At 58.0% G+C, this 19841-nt stretch carries 19 protein-coding genes and 1 pseudogene; 13 read left to right on the top strand and 7 right to left on the bottom strand.

Annotated elements, in window-relative coordinates:
• Positions 1-66 precede the first annotated feature (66 nt).
• The 13 genes and pseudogenes from napG to RZ517_RS09290 all read left to right on the top strand — a co-directional run bounded on the left by napG (position 67) and on the right by RZ517_RS09290 (position 12994).
• Positions 67-810 (top strand): ferredoxin-type protein NapG, encoded by a 744-nt coding sequence (napG, locus tag RZ517_RS09350; protein ID WP_338547875.1) that lies wholly within the window; start codon positions 67-69, stop codon positions 808-810.
• Positions 807-1754, top strand: coding sequence for a quinol dehydrogenase ferredoxin subunit NapH (napH, locus tag RZ517_RS09345; protein ID WP_338547873.1), 948 nt, complete (start codon positions 807-809; stop codon positions 1752-1754). Before napG ends, napH begins: the two co-directional genes overlap by 4 nt.
• Positions 1738-2169: a nitrate reductase cytochrome c-type subunit gene (locus tag RZ517_RS09340; RefSeq protein ID WP_338547871.1), complete on the top strand. Its 432-nt coding sequence runs from the start codon at positions 1738-1740 to the stop codon at positions 2167-2169. Before napH ends, RZ517_RS09340 begins: the two co-directional genes overlap by 17 nt.
• A gap of 25 nt (positions 2170-2194) precedes the next feature.
• A complete protein-coding gene (locus RZ517_RS09335) occupies positions 2195-2878 on the top strand; it encodes a NapC/NirT family cytochrome c (RefSeq protein ID WP_338547869.1) in 684 nt (227 codons plus the stop codon).
• Between the two features lie 12 nt (positions 2879-2890).
• The gene (locus RZ517_RS09330) at positions 2891-3148 is read left to right on the top strand and encodes a hypothetical protein (RefSeq protein WP_338547867.1); all 258 of its coding nucleotides are present in this window, start codon (positions 2891-2893) and stop codon (positions 3146-3148) included.
• A gap of 19 nt (positions 3149-3167) precedes the next feature.
• Positions 3168-4388, top strand: coding sequence for an NnrS family protein (locus RZ517_RS09325; RefSeq protein ID WP_338547865.1), 1221 nt, complete (start codon positions 3168-3170; stop codon positions 4386-4388).
• Between the two features lie 131 nt (positions 4389-4519).
• On the top strand, positions 4520-6661 hold the full coding sequence (locus RZ517_RS09320) for a 4Fe-4S binding protein (protein ID WP_338547863.1): 2142 nt from the start codon (positions 4520-4522) through the stop codon (positions 6659-6661).
• A 28-nt stretch (positions 6662-6689) separates the two neighbouring features.
• A complete protein-coding gene (nosZ, locus tag RZ517_RS09315) occupies positions 6690-8585 on the top strand; it encodes a TAT-dependent nitrous-oxide reductase (RefSeq protein WP_338547862.1) in 1896 nt (631 codons plus the stop codon).
• 23 nt (positions 8586-8608) lie between these two features.
• Positions 8609-9960, top strand: a pseudogene (locus tag RZ517_RS09310) (nitrous oxide reductase family maturation protein NosD).
• A complete protein-coding gene (locus tag RZ517_RS09305) occupies positions 9842-10729 on the top strand; it encodes an ABC transporter ATP-binding protein (RefSeq protein ID WP_422395578.1) in 888 nt (295 codons plus the stop codon). Before RZ517_RS09310 ends, RZ517_RS09305 begins: the two are co-directional and overlap by 119 nt.
• Positions 10726-11556, top strand: a complete 831-nt coding sequence (locus RZ517_RS09300) for an ABC transporter permease (protein WP_338547860.1) — start codon at positions 10726-10728, stop codon at positions 11554-11556. The genes RZ517_RS09305 and RZ517_RS09300 overlap by 4 nt, the downstream gene beginning before the upstream one ends.
• Positions 11553-12077 carry a nitrous oxide reductase accessory protein NosL gene (locus RZ517_RS09295; protein WP_338547858.1) on the top strand — a complete coding sequence of 175 codons (525 nt, stop codon included), beginning with the start codon at positions 11553-11555 and terminating at the stop codon, positions 12075-12077. Before RZ517_RS09300 ends, RZ517_RS09295 begins: the two co-directional genes overlap by 4 nt.
• Positions 12074-12994 carry an FAD:protein FMN transferase gene (locus RZ517_RS09290; RefSeq protein WP_338547856.1) on the top strand — a complete coding sequence of 307 codons (921 nt, stop codon included), beginning with the start codon at positions 12074-12076 and terminating at the stop codon, positions 12992-12994. The genes RZ517_RS09295 and RZ517_RS09290 overlap by 4 nt, the downstream gene beginning before the upstream one ends.
• A gap of 8 nt (positions 12995-13002) precedes the next feature.
• On the opposite strand, the gene hemA is transcribed toward RZ517_RS09290, so the two are convergent.
• The 7 genes from hemA to RZ517_RS09255 form a co-directional block, all read right to left on the bottom strand.
• Positions 13003-14217 (bottom strand): 5-aminolevulinate synthase, encoded by a 1215-nt coding sequence (gene hemA / locus RZ517_RS09285; RefSeq protein WP_338547854.1) that lies wholly within the window; start codon positions 14215-14217, stop codon positions 13003-13005.
• A 69-nt stretch (positions 14218-14286) separates the two neighbouring features.
• Entirely contained in the window at positions 14287-14514 is a 228-nt protein-coding gene (locus RZ517_RS09280) for a hypothetical protein (protein WP_338547852.1), read from the bottom strand.
• A complete protein-coding gene (locus RZ517_RS09275) occupies positions 14511-15245 on the bottom strand; it encodes a CbiX/SirB N-terminal domain-containing protein (protein ID WP_338547850.1) in 735 nt (244 codons plus the stop codon). Before RZ517_RS09275 ends, RZ517_RS09280 begins: the two co-directional genes overlap by 4 nt.
• Positions 15202-17922 carry a heme d1 biosynthesis radical SAM protein NirJ gene (nirJ, locus tag RZ517_RS09270; RefSeq protein WP_338547848.1) on the bottom strand — a complete coding sequence of 907 codons (2721 nt, stop codon included), beginning with the start codon at positions 17920-17922 and terminating at the stop codon, positions 15202-15204. Before nirJ ends, RZ517_RS09275 begins: the two co-directional genes overlap by 44 nt.
• Positions 17922-18410 carry an Lrp/AsnC family transcriptional regulator gene (locus tag RZ517_RS09265; RefSeq protein WP_338547846.1) on the bottom strand — a complete coding sequence of 163 codons (489 nt, stop codon included), beginning with the start codon at positions 18408-18410 and terminating at the stop codon, positions 17922-17924. The genes nirJ and RZ517_RS09265 overlap by 1 nt, the downstream gene beginning before the upstream one ends.
• Complete coding sequence (locus tag RZ517_RS09260) at positions 18407-18856, bottom strand: Lrp/AsnC family transcriptional regulator (protein ID WP_338547844.1); 450 nt, start codon at positions 18854-18856, stop codon at positions 18407-18409. Before RZ517_RS09260 ends, RZ517_RS09265 begins: the two co-directional genes overlap by 4 nt.
• Entirely contained in the window at positions 18853-19833 is a 981-nt protein-coding gene (locus tag RZ517_RS09255) for an Lrp/AsnC family transcriptional regulator (RefSeq protein ID WP_338547842.1), read from the bottom strand. The genes RZ517_RS09260 and RZ517_RS09255 overlap by 4 nt, the downstream gene beginning before the upstream one ends.
• Between the last annotated feature and the right edge of the window lie 8 nt (positions 19834-19841).

Genomic DNA, 19841 nt, shown 5'->3' with positions numbered 1-19841 from the left:
ACGTCTCGACTCCATATCCACGGATCGGCGCCGGTTTCTGACCGGAGCCCTTCGTGCGGCGGGTGGATGTGTCTTTGCCGGATCGGGACTGGCGTATCTGGCGCGAGATGCTCGCGCCTTGCCCGCCACAGCCATCAGGCCACCGGGCGCACGGGGGAGGAAGATTTCCTATCCGCTTGCATTCGCTGTGGCCTCTGTGTGCGGGACTGCCCCTACGACACGCTCAAGCTTGCTGAACTTGGAGAAGATGGCCCGGCCACCGGTACGCCCTACTTCACCGCACGCGATATCCCATGCGAGATGTGCGACGACATCCCATGTGTGGCCGCCTGCCCGACAGGTGCGTTGGATCCGTCCCTCACCAACATAGATGACGCCGACATGGGCGTCGCGGTCTTGGTGGATCAGGAAAACTGTCTGAATTTCCTCGGGCTACGATGTGACGTCTGCTACCGGGTCTGCCCGGTGATTGACGAGGCGATCACGCTGGAAACCTCGCACAACACACGTTCGGGCCATCATGCGATTTTTGCCCCGACAGTACACGCAGACCGCTGCACCGGCTGCGGCAAATGCGAACAAAGCTGCGTCCTGCCCGAAGCGGCGATCAAGGTTCTGCCCACGCATCTGGCGCGCGCGGAATCGGCAGACCACTATCGCCGCGGCTGGGAAGAGAAAGAAGCCAATGACGGCCCCTTGGTCGACGGCATCATTGATCTGCCGGACCGCCTGCCCGGCCCTGGCACAGACAACCTGGCAACACCGGGTGGGTTCGAGCCGACCTACAAACTTCCCGGAGCCACGCAATGAGCGCGCGCACGCATCTTCCCGTTGGCCAGGAGGCCATTGCCATCAAGGGCTGGATCGGGGCGCATCGGTTCCTGCTTTTGCGTCGCGCCAGTCAGCTTTTCTTTCTGGCGCTGTTTCTGGTTGGGCCATGGTTCGGGATCTGGATCGTTGAAGGCACGCTGGCCGGGTCGCGCACGTTGGACATTCTACCACTCACAGATCCTTTCGTTCTGGTGCAAAGCATGGTCGCCGGACATTGGCCTGCCCTGACCGCTCTGATCGGTGCGGCCATTGTTGTCGTGGCCTATGCGGTGCTTGGCGGACGGACCTATTGTTCCTGGGTGTGCCCGATCAACCCGGTCACGGACGCGGCGCACTGGTTGCATGTCAAACTTGGCTTGCCCAAAGGATGGCAACCCAAGCGCAATACGCGCCTCTGGATCGCACTCGCCGCCATTCTGGCCTCGGCCCTCACCGGAACCATCGCCTGGGAGCTGATCAACCCGATCACGATCCTGCATCGCGGTTTGATCTTCGGGCTTGGCTTTTCGCTGGCCCTAATTGGCTTGATCTTTCTCTTTGACCTTTTGCTGTCGCGTCAGGGATGGTGTGGCCATGTCTGCCCTGTGGGCGCGATCTATGGCCTGATCGGAACCAAAAGCGTGGTGCGGATCAGTGCCGCCAATCGCACGGCTTGTGATGATTGCATGGACTGCTATGCGGTTTGCCCGGAAAATCAGGTGATCTCTCCAGCCCTTAAAGGCAAGGACGGTACCTCGCCTCTGATCCTGTCGCCGGATTGCACAAATTGCGGACGCTGCATCGATGTCTGCGCTCAGGACGTCTTTCACTTCACTCATCGGTTTGACAATCGCATTGGCGCATTGGCCGACCTTTCATCTGCGGCAACTATCGGTGCCGCCTCTCCAGATAACGGGAGTACCCACCATGCGGAAATCAACTAGACTTTCGGTCCTCAGCCTTGCGGCGGTGCTTGCTTTTGGCAGTCTCGCCGCAGCGCAACAGGTCACGACCCTACGCGGGGCTGATGTGGATGAGCCAGTTCATCTGGATCAGGTCCATCGGCAGATTGAGGGACGAATGCAGCGGAATTACCGCCAGCAACCGCCACTCATTCCGCATGGCATCGCGCAGTATCAGATTGATGTGCGCACCAATCAATGCCTGTCCTGTCACGACTGGACCAAAGCGGGCGAGCGGAGCGCGCCAACGCTATCGATGACGCACTACCTTGATCGCGATGGCAATGAGCTCGATCACATTGCAGGCACCCGGTACTTCTGCACCCAGTGCCATGTCCCTCAGGCCGATGCGCCTGCGCTGGTGGACAATGTTTTCCAACCCTCATCCGCAAACTGAGACAACGGATAAAGGAGCAACCATCATGGCCGACTCCCCCGACAATCGCGGCAGATTGCGCCGTTTCTGGGACTGGTTCTGGGGTCCAACCGCTGTTCTGAGCGTTGGCTTCACTCTCATCGCCGGGTTTCTCGGTGGCATCCTGTTCTGGGGCGGATTTCACTGGTCGCTGGACATGACCAACACCGAAGAATTCTGTGTCTCCTGTCACACCATGGAAACCAATCTGGGCGAGTACCGCGAAACCATCCACTACAACAATCATTCCGGCGTGCGCGCGATTTGTTCGGACTGCCACGTTCCCAAGGATTGGGAGCATAAGGTCAAGGCCAAGATCATCGCTGTGAAGGACGTCTATCACGAACTGACCGGCAGCATCTCGACGCCAGAAAAGTATGAGGAACGGCGCCTGCATATGGCCTCGCTCGTCTGGAAGAAGATGAAGGCAAATGACAGCCGTGAATGTCGCAACTGTCACAACTTTGAATACATGGATTTCACGATCCAGGAAGCCCGTGCCGCAAAGGATCACCAGAAGGCCATCGACACCGGTATGACCTGTATCGACTGCCATCAGGGCATAGCGCATAACCTGCCGCCAAACTATCTGGAAGAATATCAGAAGGTTGTGGAGTCTCTGGCGATTGAGCGCGAGACCGGTGAGGAAACGGCGCAAATCCAAAATTACCTCAGTAACACGTCGAATTAGGGTGGGACCACGATGCTAGATTTACTCGGAACCATTGGCAGTAATTTCCTCAGCCTGCCCGGCGTGCTTGGTCTTGCCTTTGGCATGATGACGCGCAACATCGGTCTGGCCGTTGTGATGGGCGGTCTTATTGGATTGGGCGAAGCCCTCATGTTCGCGGATTTCTCTTTCGCCCAGGTTGGCGGACTGGAGCTTGCCGCGTCTATTGGCATCGGCATGATTGCTGGCAGCCTGGGGTGTATGATCCGCCGCAAAGGCGCCACTGTCTGACCAAAGGCGAAGCCCAGCGATGACCACAACGCAGCAAAGGGTGCGCGCCTGGATGGGACCCGCACTCTTTAGTTTCGGGTTCCGACCCTTCTTTCTAGGTGCTGCTGTCTGGGCTGTTCTGTCTATTCTGGCATGGGTCGCCATGCTCGGAGGTCGGCTGGAACTGCCAATTCGTTATGACATCGTGAGCTGGCACGCCCATGAGGTGCTCTTTGGGTATCTCGGCGCAGTGATTGCCGGCTTCTTGCTGACGGCAGTGCCGAACTGGACCGGGCGATTGCCGGTCGTGGGGTGGTCCTTGGCCGCCTTGGCGGGATTATGGCTGATCGGGCGCATCGCAATGGCGACATCTGACTTGATGCCTGCCTCTGCCGCTGTGCTGCTTGATCTTGCCTTTCCACTGGCCCTGTCGCTCGTCGCAGCGCGTGAGATTTTTGCCGGCAAGAATTGGAAAAACCTCATTATCCTGAGCCTTTTACTGGCCTTTCTTGTGGCTAATGCGATGTTCCACTTCGAAGCCCTTGTTGGTTATGCCGCAAGTGGCCCCGGTCTGCGGCTCGGGCTTGCGACGGCGTTGATGCTTGTTGCGGTCGTCGGCGGGCGCGTGGTGCCGTCTTTTACCCGCAACTGGCTGGTCAAGGCCGGCAATGATCACCTGCCCGCCCCGCCGATGCAGGCATACGACAAGCTGGCTCTTCTGGCGCTTTTGGTCTCGTTGCTGGTTTGGGTGATCTGGCCGGATACCAAAATGACCGGCGTTTTGCTTGCCGTTGCAGGCATACTGCACCTGATCCGATTGGCGCGATGGCAAGGACATCGCACAGGGCCAGAAGCCTTGGTTTGGGTGCTGCATCTGTCTTACCTTTTTATTCCATTAGGTGCCTTGCTGCATGCCGGGGTCATTTTAGGTGGCGCGACAGAGCATTTGGCCAGCACACAGCATGTCTGGATGATTGGGGCCGTTGGATTGATGACACTTGCGATCATGACCCGTGCCACTTTGGGTCACACAGGCGGTGTGCTACACGCTGGACGCGGCACGATATGCCTCTACCTGGCTCTCTTTTGCGCCGTGTGTCTACGCACTGTAGCTGCCTTCAGTGACGATCCGTCAGCGATGCAAAACGCAGCTGCCGGTTTTTGGTGTCTGTCTTTTTTGGGGTTTGTTGTTCTCTATGGCCCTAGATTGCTTCGGCCAAGGGTCACGCAAAGGGCATCAAAGATTCCAACATCACCTTAGTCGACTAGATTAAATAAGTCGCTTAGTAATTTGTTTTAAATATATTATTACGCATTTATCCAATTGGTTGAGTTACGTGCTACTTGATCAAGGTCAAGGCAGAAAACGATTAGTGAATCGTAAATTCACCTATGGGTATCCTGAGTCGCATTGCAGGTGGTGTTTTGGCCTTCGTCTTGCTGACCGTCGCTGCGGTTGCCGAGGAACTGCCTCGTTTTCTTCCCGACCTAAACCCAAACGACTTTGTTGAGGGCGCCACAGGTTTTGGCCCGGTGCGAGAAGATGTACCCGTCGCCCCTGTTTTAAAAGACGGTGAGACGGTCGCCTGGGTCTTTATTACGTCCGATTTTGTCGGCACCACCGGCTATTCCGGCAAACCTATTCATGTCGCTGCGGCAGTTGATGCCGATGCCGTCGTCACCGGCACCAAGCTTGTTGAGCACTCAGAACCCATCGTGCTGATTGGCATTCCTGATAGCGAAATGCGTGCATTGACCGAAAGCTACGCCGGGCTCGACCTGAAAGCCGAGGCCGCTGCCGGTGGATCTGCACATGATCTCGACATCATCTCCGGGGCCACAGTCACCGTCATGGTCATTGACGACTCATTGGTGCGCGGTGGGCTGAAAGTTGCCCGAGCCTTGGGGCTTGGCGGATTGGCGACAGAAACTCCGACCGAGCCGCCACGTGAAATTGATATGAGCGCGGCAGAGACGCGCGACTGGACCACACTTTCCGGCGATGGATCCATCCGTCGCCTAACGCTGGATGTTGGCCAGATCAACGCCGCCTTCGCTGCAACAGGCGATGAACGCGCCATCGCGCGGCCCGAAAAAGGTGCGGAGGATGAGACTTATATCGACATGTACGCGGCCCTGGTCAGTGTGCCGACAATTGGTCAAAGCCTGCTCGGAGAGCGCGAATACGCCAATCTAAAGCAATGGCTTGAACCGGGTGAGCACGCCATCATCTTGCTCGGGCGCGGACGCTATTCGTTCAAAGGTTCAGGCTATGTGCGCGGCGGCATTTTTGACCGGTTTCAATTGATTCAGGGCGATGTGTCGGCCCGGTTTTTCGACAAGCAGCATAAACGCGTTCTCAATCTCGGCACACCTGATGCGCCCAGTTTCACCGAACTGGACCTCTTCAAGATCCCCGCTGATATCGGATTTGACCCAACTGAGCCCTTTCGTGTCCAACTGCTTGCGCAGCGCGCCATAGGAGCGGTCGACAAAACATTCCTGACCTTCGATCTGGCCTATGATCTGCCCGAAAGCTATCTCCTGCCCGCCGTCACACCCGCAGTAGACCACGCAGATGTGCAATCAGAGGCCGAGGCCAAGGCCGAACTTTGGCAACGCATCTGGCGCGACAAGACTGTTGAAATTGCCATTCTTGGCGTGATGCTGACCGTGCTCACGGGCGTCTTTTTCTTCCAGATGCAGGCCACACGCCACGCCCGCGCCTATTTCTGGTTCCGCATGGGGTTCTTGACCTTCACGCTTGTATGGCTGGGCTGGATGATGAACGCACAGCTGAGTGTCGTGAACCTCATGGCGCTTGCTGGGTCGCTGCGCAGCGGGTTTACCTGGGATGCCTTCCTGCTTGACCCACTGGTCTTCATCCAATGGTTCGCCGTGGCGGCAGCGCTTCTCTTTTGGGGGCGCGGGGCCTACTGCGGATGGCTCTGTCCTTTTGGCGCGCTGCAAGAGCTGACCAATCGGTTGGGCCGTCTGGTCAAAATCCCACAAATCGAACTGCCCTGGGGCCTGCATGAGCGGCTTTGGGCGGCGAAATACATGATCTTCCTTGGGCTCTTCGGCATATCGCTGGCCTCAATCCAGATCGCCGAGCAACTGGCCGAGATCGAGCCCTTCAAGACTGCGATCATCCTGAAATTTGTCCGCGACTGGCCTTTCGTGGTCTTTGCCGTGGCCCTGCTCATTGCCGGGTTGTTCATCGAACGCTTCTACTGTCGTTACCTGTGTCCGCTGGGCGCTGCACTGGCGATCCCGGCTCGTGTTCGCATGTTCGACTGGCTCAAGCGGTATCAGATGTGCGGGTCGCCCTGCCACACCTGCGCCAATGAATGTCCGGTCGATGCCATCCACCCAACCGGGGAGATCAACCCCAATGAATGCGTCAACTGCCTGCATTGTCAGGTTCTCTACCAATCCGAGGCCAAATGCCCTCAGGTGATCAAGACGCTCAAACGTAGGGCGGCGGTGGGCAAAGTGCCCGACGCCCTCGTCAACAAAGCCGCGGCCGAATAGCCCGCGCATCCAGAAGGAGAAGAAAGCTATGTCAGACCAAACTCCAAAACTGAACGTCTCGCGACGTGGCCTGCTTGGCGCGACCGCAACGGGCGCCGTGGTGGCGGCCACGGGCATGGGCACCGGACTTTTGTCCAGCGCAACGCAGGCCAAAGCGGCAGAAGGTGCGCATCTGGCTCCGGGTGAATTGGACGAATATTACGGCTTCTGGTCTTCGGGTCAGACCGGCGAAATGCGTATCCTCGGGGTGCCTTCGATGCGCGAATTCATGCGCGTACCGGTCTTCAATCGGTGCTCGGCGACCGGCTGGGGACAGACCAATGAAAGCCTGAAGATCCTAACCGAAGGTCTGACCGAGGAAACCAAGGCGTTCCTCGCAACCCAAGGCAAAGTCACCTATGACAATGGCGACCTGCACCACCCGCATATGTCCTTCACCGACGGCACTTATGATGGCCGTTATCTCTTTATGAACGACAAGGCCAACACACGTGTCGCGCGGGTGCGCTGCGACGTGATGAAATGCGACAAGATCATCGAGATCCCCAATGCGCATGACATCCACGGGCTCCGGCCACAGAAATTCCCGCGCACAGGTTATGTCTTTGCCAATGGCGAGCATGAGGCACCGCTCGTCAATGACGGGCAAATTCTGGATGACCCATCACAATATGTGAACATCTACACCGCCATTGATGGCGACACGATGGAAATCGCCTGGCAGGTGATGGTGTCGGGCAACCTTGACAACACCGACTGCGATTATCAGGGCAAATACGCCTTCTCGACCTCTTACAACTCGGAAATGGGCATGACCCTGGCCGAGATGACCGAGAATGAACTGGATCACGTGGTTGTCTTCAATCTCAAGGAAATCGAGGCCGGTGTTGCCGCCGGGGATTATCAGGAACTGAACGGTGTGAAGGTGCTTGATGGCCGTAAAGGGTCGAACAAGAACTACACCCGCTACATCCCGATCCCCAACAGCCCACATGGCATCAACACAGCACCCGACGGCAAGCATGTGATGATCAACGGCAAGCTGTCACCCACTGTTTCGGTCATGGATGTCACCAAGCTGGACGATCTCTTTGCAGACACGATTGAGCCACGCGATTGCATCGTGGCGGAACCGGAACTGGGTCTCGGGCCACTTCATACGGCCTTTGACGGGCAAGGCAACTGCTTCACCACGCTTTTCCTCGACAGCCAAGTGGTCAAGTGGAACATCGACAAGGCGCTGGCGGGAGAAGATCCGATCCTTGAGAAAGTCGATGTGGCCTATCAGCCGGGTCATAACTCGACGTCCATGGGCGAAACTAAGGAAGCCGATGGCAAATGGCTTGTCTCGATGAACAAGTTCTCGAAGGACCGGTTCCTCAACACCGGGCCACTCAAAGCCGAGAATGAACAGCTCATTGCCATTGCCGATGGCGGCATGAGTGTTGTGCATGACGGCCCGACCTTTGCCGAACCGCATGACAGCATCATCGTGCGCCGGGATATCGTGAACCCCAATACGCTGTGGGATCGCAACGACCCAACATGGGAAGACGCCCGTATTCAGGCCGAGGCCGATGGCATCACGCTTGAGGATGGCGCGGATGAGCCCATTCGGGATGGCAACAAGGTGCGGGTCTATATGACGTCGATTGCGCCGTCGTTCTCGATGGAGAAGTTCACCGTCAAACAGGGCGACGAGGTCACGATCTATGTCACCAACCTTGATGACATCGACGATGTGACCCACGGGTTCTGCCTGGCCAACTACGGCATCGCGATGGAAATCGGGCCGCAGGCGACCGCCTCGGTTACCTTCACAGCGGAACGCCCCGGTGTGCACTGGTTCTATTGTCAGTGGTTCTGCCATGCGTTGCACATGGAAATGCGCGGGCGCATGTTCGTGGAACCGCGCGCCACCTGATGCGCGCGCTGGCGGTCATATGTATGGCCCTTGCTCCTCTGCCGCTTGCGGCGGGGGAGATTGAGGTGTCTCCGGGGGGCTTGCCGATGCTCTGGCACGTGCTGAGCCCGGTGACACCTTACGGCTTGCACCTGGCAACTATGCCGGGCCTGTCGTGCTTGATAAATCGTTAACGTTGATTGGCACAGATGGCGCGCATATCGACGGCGGCGGCACGGGCTCGGTGGTCACGGTCACCGCTGAGGACGTGACCATTCGAGGACTGACCATCACCGGCTCTGGCGATAGCCATGACGGCATAGACAGCGGCATTCAACTGAGCAAGACCGCTCACGGTGCTGTCGTCGAGGGCAATGTGCTCCGGGGCAATCTTTACGGTGTCGACATTCATGGGGCGAAAAATTCCCGTGTCACCGGCAACGTGATCGAAGGCCAACAGCACGACCAAATGAACCGGCGGGGCAATGGCGTTTATGTCTGGAACGCGCCAGGGGCTTTGGTGGATGGTAATGACATCCGTTGGGGCCGTGACGGGATTTTCGTCAACTCATCGAAAAAAAACACATTCACCAACAACACGTTCCGCGACCTGCGCTTTGGCGTGCACTACATGTATGCCGATGATAGCGAAGTGTCAGGCAATGTCTCAATTGGCAATCACCTGGGCTATGCGGTGATGTTTTCCACCCGTGTAAAGGTCACAGACAACATCTCGATCAACGACCGCGATCACGGCGTGATGCTCAACTATGCCAACAGCAGTGAGATCACCGGCAACCTTGTACAAGGTGGTCCGGAAAAATGCGCCTTCCTTTACAACAGCCATAAAAATGAATTCGAAGACAACCGGTTTGAGGGCTGCGATATCGGCATTCACTTCACCGCCGGCTCCGACCGCAATCGCATTGTCGGCAACGCCTTTATCGGCAATCGGACACAGGTCAAATACGTGTCCACCAAGTGGGATGAATGGTCCGAAGACGGGCGTGGCAACTACTGGTCCGACTTTGCGGCCTACGACCTTGATGCAAATGGCGTGGCCGATGTCCCCTACCGGCCAAATGATAGCATGGACCACGTGCTCTGGACCCAGCCTTCGGCCAAGCTTTTGCTGGGCTCACCTGCTGTGCAGCTTGTTCGCTGGTCGCAATCGGCGTTCCCGTCGCTTTTGCCGGGCGGTGTGATCGACAGTCACGCTTTGATGAACCCGGTTGAAATTGCAGTCCCCGAAGACTTGGAAGGGGTGGATCATGACGATTTTATCCTGCCGCGACGTCACCAAGTTCAGGGGCAAGACCCCTGTTTTGTCTGCTGTATCTCTGGACGTGGAGGAAGGCGCACGCATCGCCCTTTTGGGTCACAACGGCGCGGGTAAATCCACACTGATCAAGACCATTCTGGGTCTTACGGCCCTGTCTGATGGCGCAATCGAGATTTGCGGCCATGCGCCGGGCAGTACGCAGGCGCGTGTTGATGTGGCCTATCTGCCCGAGGCGGTGGCGTTTCCGAACGCGCTGACCGGACGTGAGATCCTCAATATGTTTGGCGCTTTGTCCGGTCACAAAAACCTGGACAGTGACGCGTTGCTGGACCGTGTTGGTTTGAGTGACGCAGCGGACGCGCGGATTAAAACCTACTCGAAGGGTATGCGCCAACGTCTTGGATTAGCTCAAGTTTTAATCGGTCAGCCGCGACTGGCTTTGCTCGATGAACCGACCAGTGGGCTGGACCCGGTCTCACGCTATGACCTTTACGCCATCATTGACGAGCTGGCCGCACAAGGCACCGCCGTTCTGATCGCAAGCCACGCGTTAACAGAGGTTGAGGCGCGCACCGACCGCATCGCCATTCTGCGCAGGGGAGAGCTTGTGGCTGATGACACCCTTGCCAATCTTGCCGCCGCAGCTGGATTGCACACGACCGTGCGCGTGCGCGCCAGTGAAACGCTGGTCGCTGACAGGATTGCCGCACAAACCGGTGGCGCGCGGATCAATGGCACATCGGTGGAAATCCACTGTGGCCCGGATCAGAAGATGGGCACGCTGCAAGCGCTTTTTGATGGCGGCGCAGGTGTGGCGGATATCGATATCACGCCACCCGGACTTGAAGAACTCTATCGCTATTACTCCGGGAGACTGTCATGAGCACCCTCGCCTGTATAACCGCCATCACCCGCGCCGAGAGCCTGATCCTGCGGCGCAATCGATGGCTGGTAATGGCCACGCTGATCATGGTGGCCTTTGCCCTCGCCCTGACCTTTGCCGGAAGCGCACCAACCGGCACTTTGGGTGTGGACATGTTGACCGTGTCAGTCACGTCGATGACGACCCTTGCCGTCTACCTGATCCCGCTTCTGGCGCTTTTGATGTCCTTCGACGCCGTCGTTGGAGAGGCGGATCGTGGGTCGTTAGGCCTTTTGCTCTCTTATCCGGCCAGCCGGGCGGAAATCCTGGCAGGCAAAGCTCTGGCGCATCTGACTGCACTCACAATTGCCTGTGTCGTCGGTTTCGGCGTTGCCGGAGTTGCCGCCGCTCTTGCGGGTGGTGTCAGCGCAGAAAGCCTGATGGCGCTTATACGCTTGATGGCAACATCCGTGATACTGGGTGCGGTCTTTATTGCTCTGGGGTACCTTGTGTCTTCGCTGGCCAGCAGTTCTGCCGCGGCCGCCGGGATGGCCGCAGCACTTTGGCTTGTCTTTGTGGTTCTCTATGATCTGGCACTTCTGGCCAGTGTGGTGATCGATGGCGATGGCATGTTCACGCGGCATATTTTTCCCTGGGTAATGACGGCGAACCCAGCTGACGCGTTCCGGCTTTGGAATATCGCCGGCGCCGAAGGTGTTGCCATGGCCGCCGGAATGTCAGGCGTCGCCGATAGCTTGCCCAAATGGGCCGCGCCGCTGTCGCTTATCCTCTGGCCGGTGATGGCCTTTTTCGCTGCACGTTTTGCCTTTCGGAGGTTGGAACCATGAAACGGACTGTCCTCACTCTTGCTGCTCTGGCCTGTCTTGGGGCCTGCAAGGAAGAGATCGCCGAAATCCCCCTGCCCGTGAATATGACCGTCGAAGCGGTCAGCTACTACTGTCAGATGAGCGTGCTGGAACATGGTGGGCCCAAGGCTCAGATCCATCTTGAAGGCATGCCAGCGCCGCTCTTTTTTGCGCAGGTGCGTGATGCGATGGCCTTTCTCAAGAGCCCCGAGCGCGATCACCGCGTGGTCGTGACCTATGTCAGCGATATGGGATCCGCTTTGGATTGGAGCACACCCGGCATCGACAATTGGACCGTTGCGGACACAGCCGTATTCGTGATCGAAGGCGGCATTCGCGGTGGCATGGGCGCGCCAGAAGTGGTGCCTTTTGCAGATCAAACTAAGGCGGAAGCCTTTGTCACGCGGTATGGTGGGCGCATCGTGTCGCTGGAAGAGATCCCCGACGACGTTGTCATTGGCCCGGTTGATCCCGATATCCCATTGACGGAGCCGACGTCATGAGCTTCTCCCGCCGCCGGTTCCTGACCATCACAGCCGCCGCATGTGGCTGTGCTGCTCTGCCCGCACATGCCGAAACCCAGGCGACCTGGCGCGGCATCGCGCTTGGCGCCCCAGCCTCGTTGCGGTTGGTAGGTATAACGGAAGATAAGGCGCAGATGATCTTCGCCGCCGTGGAGGCCGAGCTACAACGACTGGAAGGCATCTTTAGCCTCTATCGCTCTGAGTCAGCGTTGTCCCGGCTCAATCGCGACGGTTTTCACAGGACCCCTCCTGCGGATTTACTGGCCGTCTTGGCCCTGTCAGACCACCTACACAAGACCAGCCATGGAGCTTTTGACCCAACCGTGCAGCCCATCTTTGAGGTGATCGCACAAGCCACGAATGAGGGGCGCGACCCATCATTGGAAGACTTGGATGTTGCGCGGTCCAAGGTAGGCTGGGACGGCATCGAATTTGACACCAGCCAAGTTAACCTTCGCCGTGACGGTGCGGCTCTGACTCTCAACGGAATTGCCCAAGGGTATATCACAGACCGGATCGTGGATCTTTTAAGATCGCATGACCTGACCAATGCACTGGTGGATATGGGCGAGTTGCGCGCGCAGGGTTACGCCGCTGATGGTCAGCCATGGCGCGCCGGGATTCAGGCGCCGTCAGGTGAGATTGCAACCCGAGTCACATTCAGCGCCCGAGCTTTGGCGACGTCAGCGCCATTTGGGACGCAATTCGGCGCGTCAGGACATATTTTTGACCCCAAAACCGGGACAAACCCGAAAGCACTTGAGGTTGTTTCCGTAACGGCACCAGCCGCAGCATTGGCCGATGGGCTGTCCACTGCGCTCTCGGTTCTGCTACCAGTAGAGCATGCCGCCTTTATGGCGACCTTCCCAGATTGCGAAATTGTCTACCGCGCCTGAAGTGCGTCTTAAGCCACTGCGCGGCTGAGCGCACATTGCGACCACAGCTCTGAGAGCGCATTTGCCAAATGGTCAATGTCGGCCTCGGTGTGCAGTGGCGATGGGGTAATCCGTAGCCGCTCGGTGCCTTTGGCCACTGTGGGATAATTGATTGGCTGCACGTAGATCTGGTACTGCTCCAGCAGCGTATCGCTCAGGAACTTGGCCTTGAACGGATCGCCCACGACTACGGGTACGATATGGCTTGGGTTTTGCATATGCGGAATGCGTTGCTGATCCAGACGGGCACGCAGACGGGCCACATTGCGGCGCTGGCGCATCCGCTCCATGTCTGATTGCATCAGGTGCCGCACACTGGCATTCGCGCCAGCCGCCAAGGCAGGTGGAAGTGCGGTCGTGAAAATGAACCCGCTGGCGAAACTCCGAATAAAATCGCAGAGCGCTGCCGAGGCCGCCACGTAGCCGCCCAAAACACCGTAGGCCTTCGCTAACGTGCCTTCTATCACCGTGACCCGATGCGCCAGACCTTCGCGATCCGCGATGCCACCACCGCGTGGGCCATAAAGCCCAACAGCATGGACTTCATCGAGGTAAGTCATCGCCCCATGCGCCTCGGCAACATCCAGAATTTCAGCCATTGGAGAGATGTCACCATCCATGGAGTAGACGCTTTCAAACGCCACGATCTTGGCGCTCTCCTTGGGAAGGGCCGCGAGCTTGCGATCGAGATCTTCGGGATCGTTATGCTCCCATATCACCTTGCGCGCCTTGGAATGGCGGATGCCTTCGATCATCGAGGCATGGTTCTTGGCATCCGACAGGATCGTGCAATCGGGCAGTTTTGATCCTAGCGTTGAAAGACTGGCCCAGTTGGACACATACCCGGATGTGAACAAAAGCGCGGCTTCCTTGCCATGCAGCTCCGCGAGTGTTTTTTCTAGCTCAACATGCAGATGCGCCGTGCCCGAGATGTTACGCGTGCCCCCGGCGCCGGCGCCATCCTCCATCACCGTCTTGGCGATGGTCTCGCGCACAAGGGGGCTTTTGCCCATCCCGAGGTAATCGTTGGAACACCACACCGTCACTGGCCGGGTCTGTCCCTCCACATGCTGAATGGCTTGAGGGGCGTCCTCAACCGGGCGTTCCAATTCGGCAAATACACGGTAGTTTCCAGAAGCCCGAAGATCATCCAACGCGGTGGTAAAGAAACGGTCGTAATCCATGATGGCTCTCCTGGCTGTCGGGTTCTAAACGAGGAAATCACCTGCGCGCGCCAAAAACCTTAACCAAGGTCAAGAGTCCGCTTCATCCATCAAATGCCGCGCCCATTTGCCCGAAGCCCAAGCCGCAGGCACGCCAAGGATGATGCCGCCCACAACCGAGGTTTCCGGTGAAATTGCTGTCACACCAATGGCTTGCAGCATCAGGAAGAGCAAAAATAGATTGATCGCGACGGCCCCAGCGGCAAAGGGATAAAGCAGAATGCTCAGCTTCCAGATGGGCCAACGGGCGTCACTCATACAGCGGCCCTTTGACGTTGCAAAAGCGCGGCAATGAGGAATGGGATTTCGTCCCACGCTCCGATGGGCGGCAGAACGGGACCGGTGAAACCCGCCGCGTCCAGCGCTTCTGGCAGGTCCTCCAGAATATGCCCAGCCCGTGCTGCGAAAAACGGCAAGACGATCGCCGGGCCATCGACGGACGCGGCCTCTTCCAATGAGGGGTTTTCATCGACATAGCCAACGCGCACGTTGTGAAAGGCGCCGTCTGCTTTCAAAGCCGAAACAAAGGCCTCTGTGGCCCTTGCCGGACGCGGATCAGACGGAGAGCCGTGAGCCGCCACCACAAGTGTGGTGTCCTGCTCGGGCACTCCGAGCGTAGAGATTTCGGCTCGCACCCGGCGCAACGCCAGATCCGGCAGGTTCGCGTTCAACCCCAAAGGTGTCAGCGTCGTCCAGGCCGTCAGCCCCGCCTTGGCCAGCCGGTTTTGCAAATTCGTTGAGACAAACCAGCCATCGGTCATGAACTGCGGAAAGACCATCGGAGCGCGAAACCCCGAAACGGCAGCCTCGAGCGCGCCGGGTTTGGCCAGCGTCGTACCGCGTACATCCGCCCCCGTCCGCGCGCCCACGCGCGTGGCAAGGCGGCGCACAAAGCGCTCTTGCGGTTCAGGGTCCGAGGGCGACCCATGCGAGACGACCAAAAGCTCAGTGGCTTGTCCCGGCAGAAAAGGTAATCTTGTTGAATACATTGTATTTTCCTGATGGTTTCACCATTGGCAGCCGCTTGATTTCCTCCAGCGTTGCAGCGTCATAGACAATCACCGCGCCGTCCTGGTCCCACAGGCTGACCAGCGCGTATTTGCCATATCTGTCGAACTCCACATGCGCCGCTGTTTTGCCCGGCGCGGGGCGCAAGGTTTTGACGATCTCAAGGCTTTGCTTGTCGATCACATGCATCACGTCACGGTTGGGGCCAAAGAACACATCCGCCCATAGGTAATTTGAATTCTCATGGCTTCTGAGAAAGAAACCGGGGCCTTCGGTGGTGATCTGATCCACCGTTTCCCAGTTTTCCATGTCTATGACCGACAACACCCCGTCGCGCAGATGCGGTGTGGCCATGACTGTGGTGCCATCCCGCTCCCACGTGATGCCAGAGCCCAGATGCGGCATACCGGGCAGATCGAGATCGGCAATCTTGTGACCAATCACCAGATCAACCACCTGACCGCCCTGCCCGTCCCGCGATGCACCCATGACGTATTCGTAATCCTGGCTGAAAAAGAAATCATCGAGCACATCCGGCAGCGTGATTTGTCGAACCGGGAACGGCTCGTCATAACCCAACGGTCCTTCGTCACGGAAGTCATGCACAAAGCCATAGAATGGCGGGTCTTCGCCATAGAAAACCTCCCAGATTTCCGGCACATCCTTGAGGGCCAGAACGAAGCTTTCGCGCGGTGGCGCCTGATACACGGCTGAGACACGGCTGGCCTCGCCGTTCTTGCCGACAATGTCTTTGACCTCGGCGACACTCAGATCTTCGGTCGACAGGATGGTCAGTGTCATCGGCAAGTAATTCGCAACAGCCAGCCATTTGCCATCGCCGCTCATCGCGATGTTGCGGCTATTGACGCCAGCACGGACACGCGCGACCTCGGACATGTTCCAAAGATCCACCTTCTGCACCCAGCCATCGCGGGACATCACAAAGACATATCGGCCATCAGGGCTGAATTTCGGGCCGCCATGCACCGCCAGAGGCGTGGGCAGGCGGTTCAACACCTCCATCGTATCGCCGTCCAGCACGCTGATGTGGTGATCGCCGGTTTCCACAACGACAAACAGGTTCAGCGGATCGGCTTTATGTTCTGGCCCGGTTGGCGCTGTGTAATCCTCATTTACAATAAGCGTGCTTTCGATCTTCGCCGCGTCCCAGACCGGGATTTCCGGCAGTGGTTCATGCAGAAACGCGGCCAGTGTTGCTATATCTTCGGTCGAGAGCTGATCCCCAAAGGCGGGCATCTGCGTGGCATCCCGGCCATGAGTGATCACCGCCTCAAGCTTATCGCCCTTCAACCGGCGCAGGCTTTCGGGGATAAGCGCCGGACCAAGCCCACCCAACCGGTCATCGCCGTGACACACCGCGCAGTGGGTTGCAAAAAGCACCTCGGGCTCTGCTGCTGCAACAACACTGCCCAATGCGCAGAAAACGCTAGAAAAAACGATGCTGCGGATCATGTTTTTCCCTTTGAATGTGGTCACTTCCAGCCGCGGCATGTCCGTATCAACACCAATCTCGGCGTCGTTGAGATAACAGGCCGGATCCTCAGCCCAGGGGTTGCCGGTCAACTGCAAGGCGCGAATGCGGGTGTTGCCGCCGCAGACATCCTTGTGCGCACAAGCGCCACAGCGCCCTTCCAAGGGCCGCGGCCGCGTGCGCAGAAGCGCCAACATTTCATCATTGCCGGTCCAGAGTTCCGTGAACGGCGTCTGTTTGACATTGCCGATCGTGTAATCCGACCAATAGGTATCGGGGTGCACCTTGCCTGTGGGATCGATATTGGCCACGCCAACGCCCGAGGAATTGCCGCCCCAGGCGATCAAGTGCTTTTCGACATGCGCGGCCTGCTCTTCGGCGAAATTGTCGCGCACCCAATTGAGGAACAGCACCGCGTCAGCATCGTTGTTGCCGGTCACAACCTCAAAATGCCGTCCCTCCTTGAGCGCGCGCCAGGCACGGTCAATCAAGAGGTTTACAGCTGTACGTGCCCGGATATGCCCAGCATCCTCGCCGCGGTTTTTGTTACCCCGGCCGGCATAGACGAGATGGGACATGTAGAATTTGTCGATGCCCTCCGCCTCACAAAGATCAAGAATTTCAGAGAGTTGTTCGGCGTTTTCATCCGTGGGCGTAAACCGGAGGCCAACCTTGATACCAAGCTCTTTGCAATTCCGGACACCTGTAAGCGCATCTTCAAAGGCCCCCTCTTTGCCGCGGAACCAATCATTGGTTTTGCCCACGCCATCAATGGAAATACCCACATAGTTGAAACCGATTTCGGCAACCTTCTCTGCCACCTCGCCTTCAATCTTGGTGCCGTTGGTTGAAAGTGCCAGATACCGGAACCGCTTGCGTGCATAGGCCGCAATCTCAAAGAAATCGGGACGCGACAGAGGCTCACCGCCGGACAGGATCAGTGCGGGAAGTTTGAATCCGGCCAGATCATCGAGAACCTCGATGACTTTCTCTGTGCTCAGTTCACCGGGAAATGGTACGTCCGCAGACGTCGTGTAGCAGTGGCGGCATTTCAGATTGCATCGCCGCGTCAGGTTCCAGATCACCACAGGGCGTACATCGCCGCGCCTCTGGCGTACCGGAGTCGGTGTGATCAGTTGCTCCATATATTGTGACAATCGGAACATCAGGCGGCTCCTTTCTTCAGGCGCAGGCCCGTTTTCTTCAGGATTTCGGTGGAATAGAGGATGTCGGACGCGCGGCAGGCATCGCCGAGCAGTTCGGCAATCCGGCCTCGCTTTTCCTCAACCTCGTCACGGCTGCTGCCATGCACCATGGCGAAAAGGTTGTAGGGCCAGTCGGGCAAGGCACGCGGGCGCAGGTAGCAATGCGTGACCTCCTCCATGGCCCCCACAAGCGGACCGATCTCTTCGGCGATGCTGTCGTCAACATCCCAGACGGACATGCCATTGGCGGTCATGCCAAGCTTGTAATGGTTCGGCGCAATACCGATGCGACGGATCACGCCGCGCGCCTTGAGGGCTCCAAGGCGATCGATCACCTCAGCTTCCGCGACGCCAAGATCTTTGGCAATCGCGGCATAGGGCGCAGGCACGAAGGGCAATCCGCCCTGACAGGCGGAAATCAAACGGCGGTCTTCGGCACTCAGGCTCATGCCGCCACCCGGAAGCCCACGAAGAACTCCTTTAGCTTGGGGAAGCGGAAGACTGTGTGGCCCGTGGCCGCCTCGATGGCATCGGCTGCCTCTGTGATCCCGGCTTCGGTTTCGGTAGCCAGAACAAACCACATGTTGAGCCGGTGTGTGCGTTTGTAGTTATGTGCCACTTCGGGGAACGTATTCACCGCCTCGGTCACAGCTTCAAACTGGTCTTCGGGCGCTGCTATGGCACAAAGGCAAAACGCACCGCCCATTGCTGCGGCGTCCAGAAACGGGCCGAACCGGGTAATCACGCCGGCGTCTTTCATGGCTCTGAGGCGCGCAATCAATTCTTCTTCGGTGAGGTCAAGCGTTTGCGCAAACTCTGCATAGGGACGAGAAGACAGCGGAAAGCCCCCTTGCAGCGTGTTGATGATCTGGCGATCTATGTCGTCTAGAGTCATGCGTTTTCCTTCCTGTCGATCAGCGCGCCTGTTTGTTTGAAGCACCGGGTGCTGAAGAGAACTTTGTAGGGGTAGCCGGTCAACGTGGCGCGCACTCGTGCCAATGACAAAACATCGAGTGTTTCGGCCCGGCTGCGGCCATGGATCATACAATAAAGCGTGTAGGGCCAAACATCGGGTGCGGGCCTGCGTTCATAGCAAAGCGTCACGCCGGGGACTTTGGTAAGAGCGGCGCCCTTCTCGTAGATCTCATGCTCGGGAATTTCGAAGACGCACATCGCATTTGACCGCCAGCCTAATGGTCGGTGGCGCACAATCAGGCCAATCCGGCTTAGGATGCCTGCCTGCGCAAGCGACCGAACACGGTCAAGCACCTCTGTCTCTTCGCGTCCCAGTGTTTGGGCCAAAACGGCAAAGGGTCGCTCAACTGGTTCCAATCCTTCGGACAGCGCCTGCATCACCGCGCGATCACCAGCTTCAAGCGGAACCGTATCATCCACCGGCAGCGGCGCGGGCATCTCGCCTTTGCCATCCAGAGCAAAACCAAGATCGACATTGAATGGGCGGATCAGACGCAAATCGAGAACGCGCAAACCCGTGCGGACCGAAATCTGGGTCAGGGCCGCATCGACAAAACTGCGTGTAGGACCGGTGGCCACGAACCAGATGTTCCATTCATTTTCACGCTCATACGAATGGTTCACACCTTCCACCGAGTTGATGATCGCGGCGGTCTCTTCGATGTACCCCGGAGGCGCGGCTACAGCGGCCAGCGTACTTGCCGCGAGTGTGTTGGGCCGACACGTACCGCCAACCCGGCTGATTGCGCCGACGTCCAGCAGCGACTTGAGCCGCCGGATAACATCGCTTTCCTCTGTCTTGAGGTCATCGGCAATGACCTGAAATGGACGCGGCACCAACGGCAAGGCGCGTTGCCAGTCGTTCATCAGCTTCCAATCCAGATCGTCGAGGTCCATTCAGAGCC

It is taken from the genome of Roseovarius sp. S88, assembly GCF_037023735.1.
In the GTDB taxonomy this organism is placed as follows: Bacteria; Pseudomonadota; Alphaproteobacteria; order Rhodobacterales; family Rhodobacteraceae; genus Roseovarius; species Roseovarius phycicola.
The sequence above is the reverse complement of the archived record's forward strand: the minus strand, read 5'-3'. Positions and strand labels throughout refer to the sequence as shown.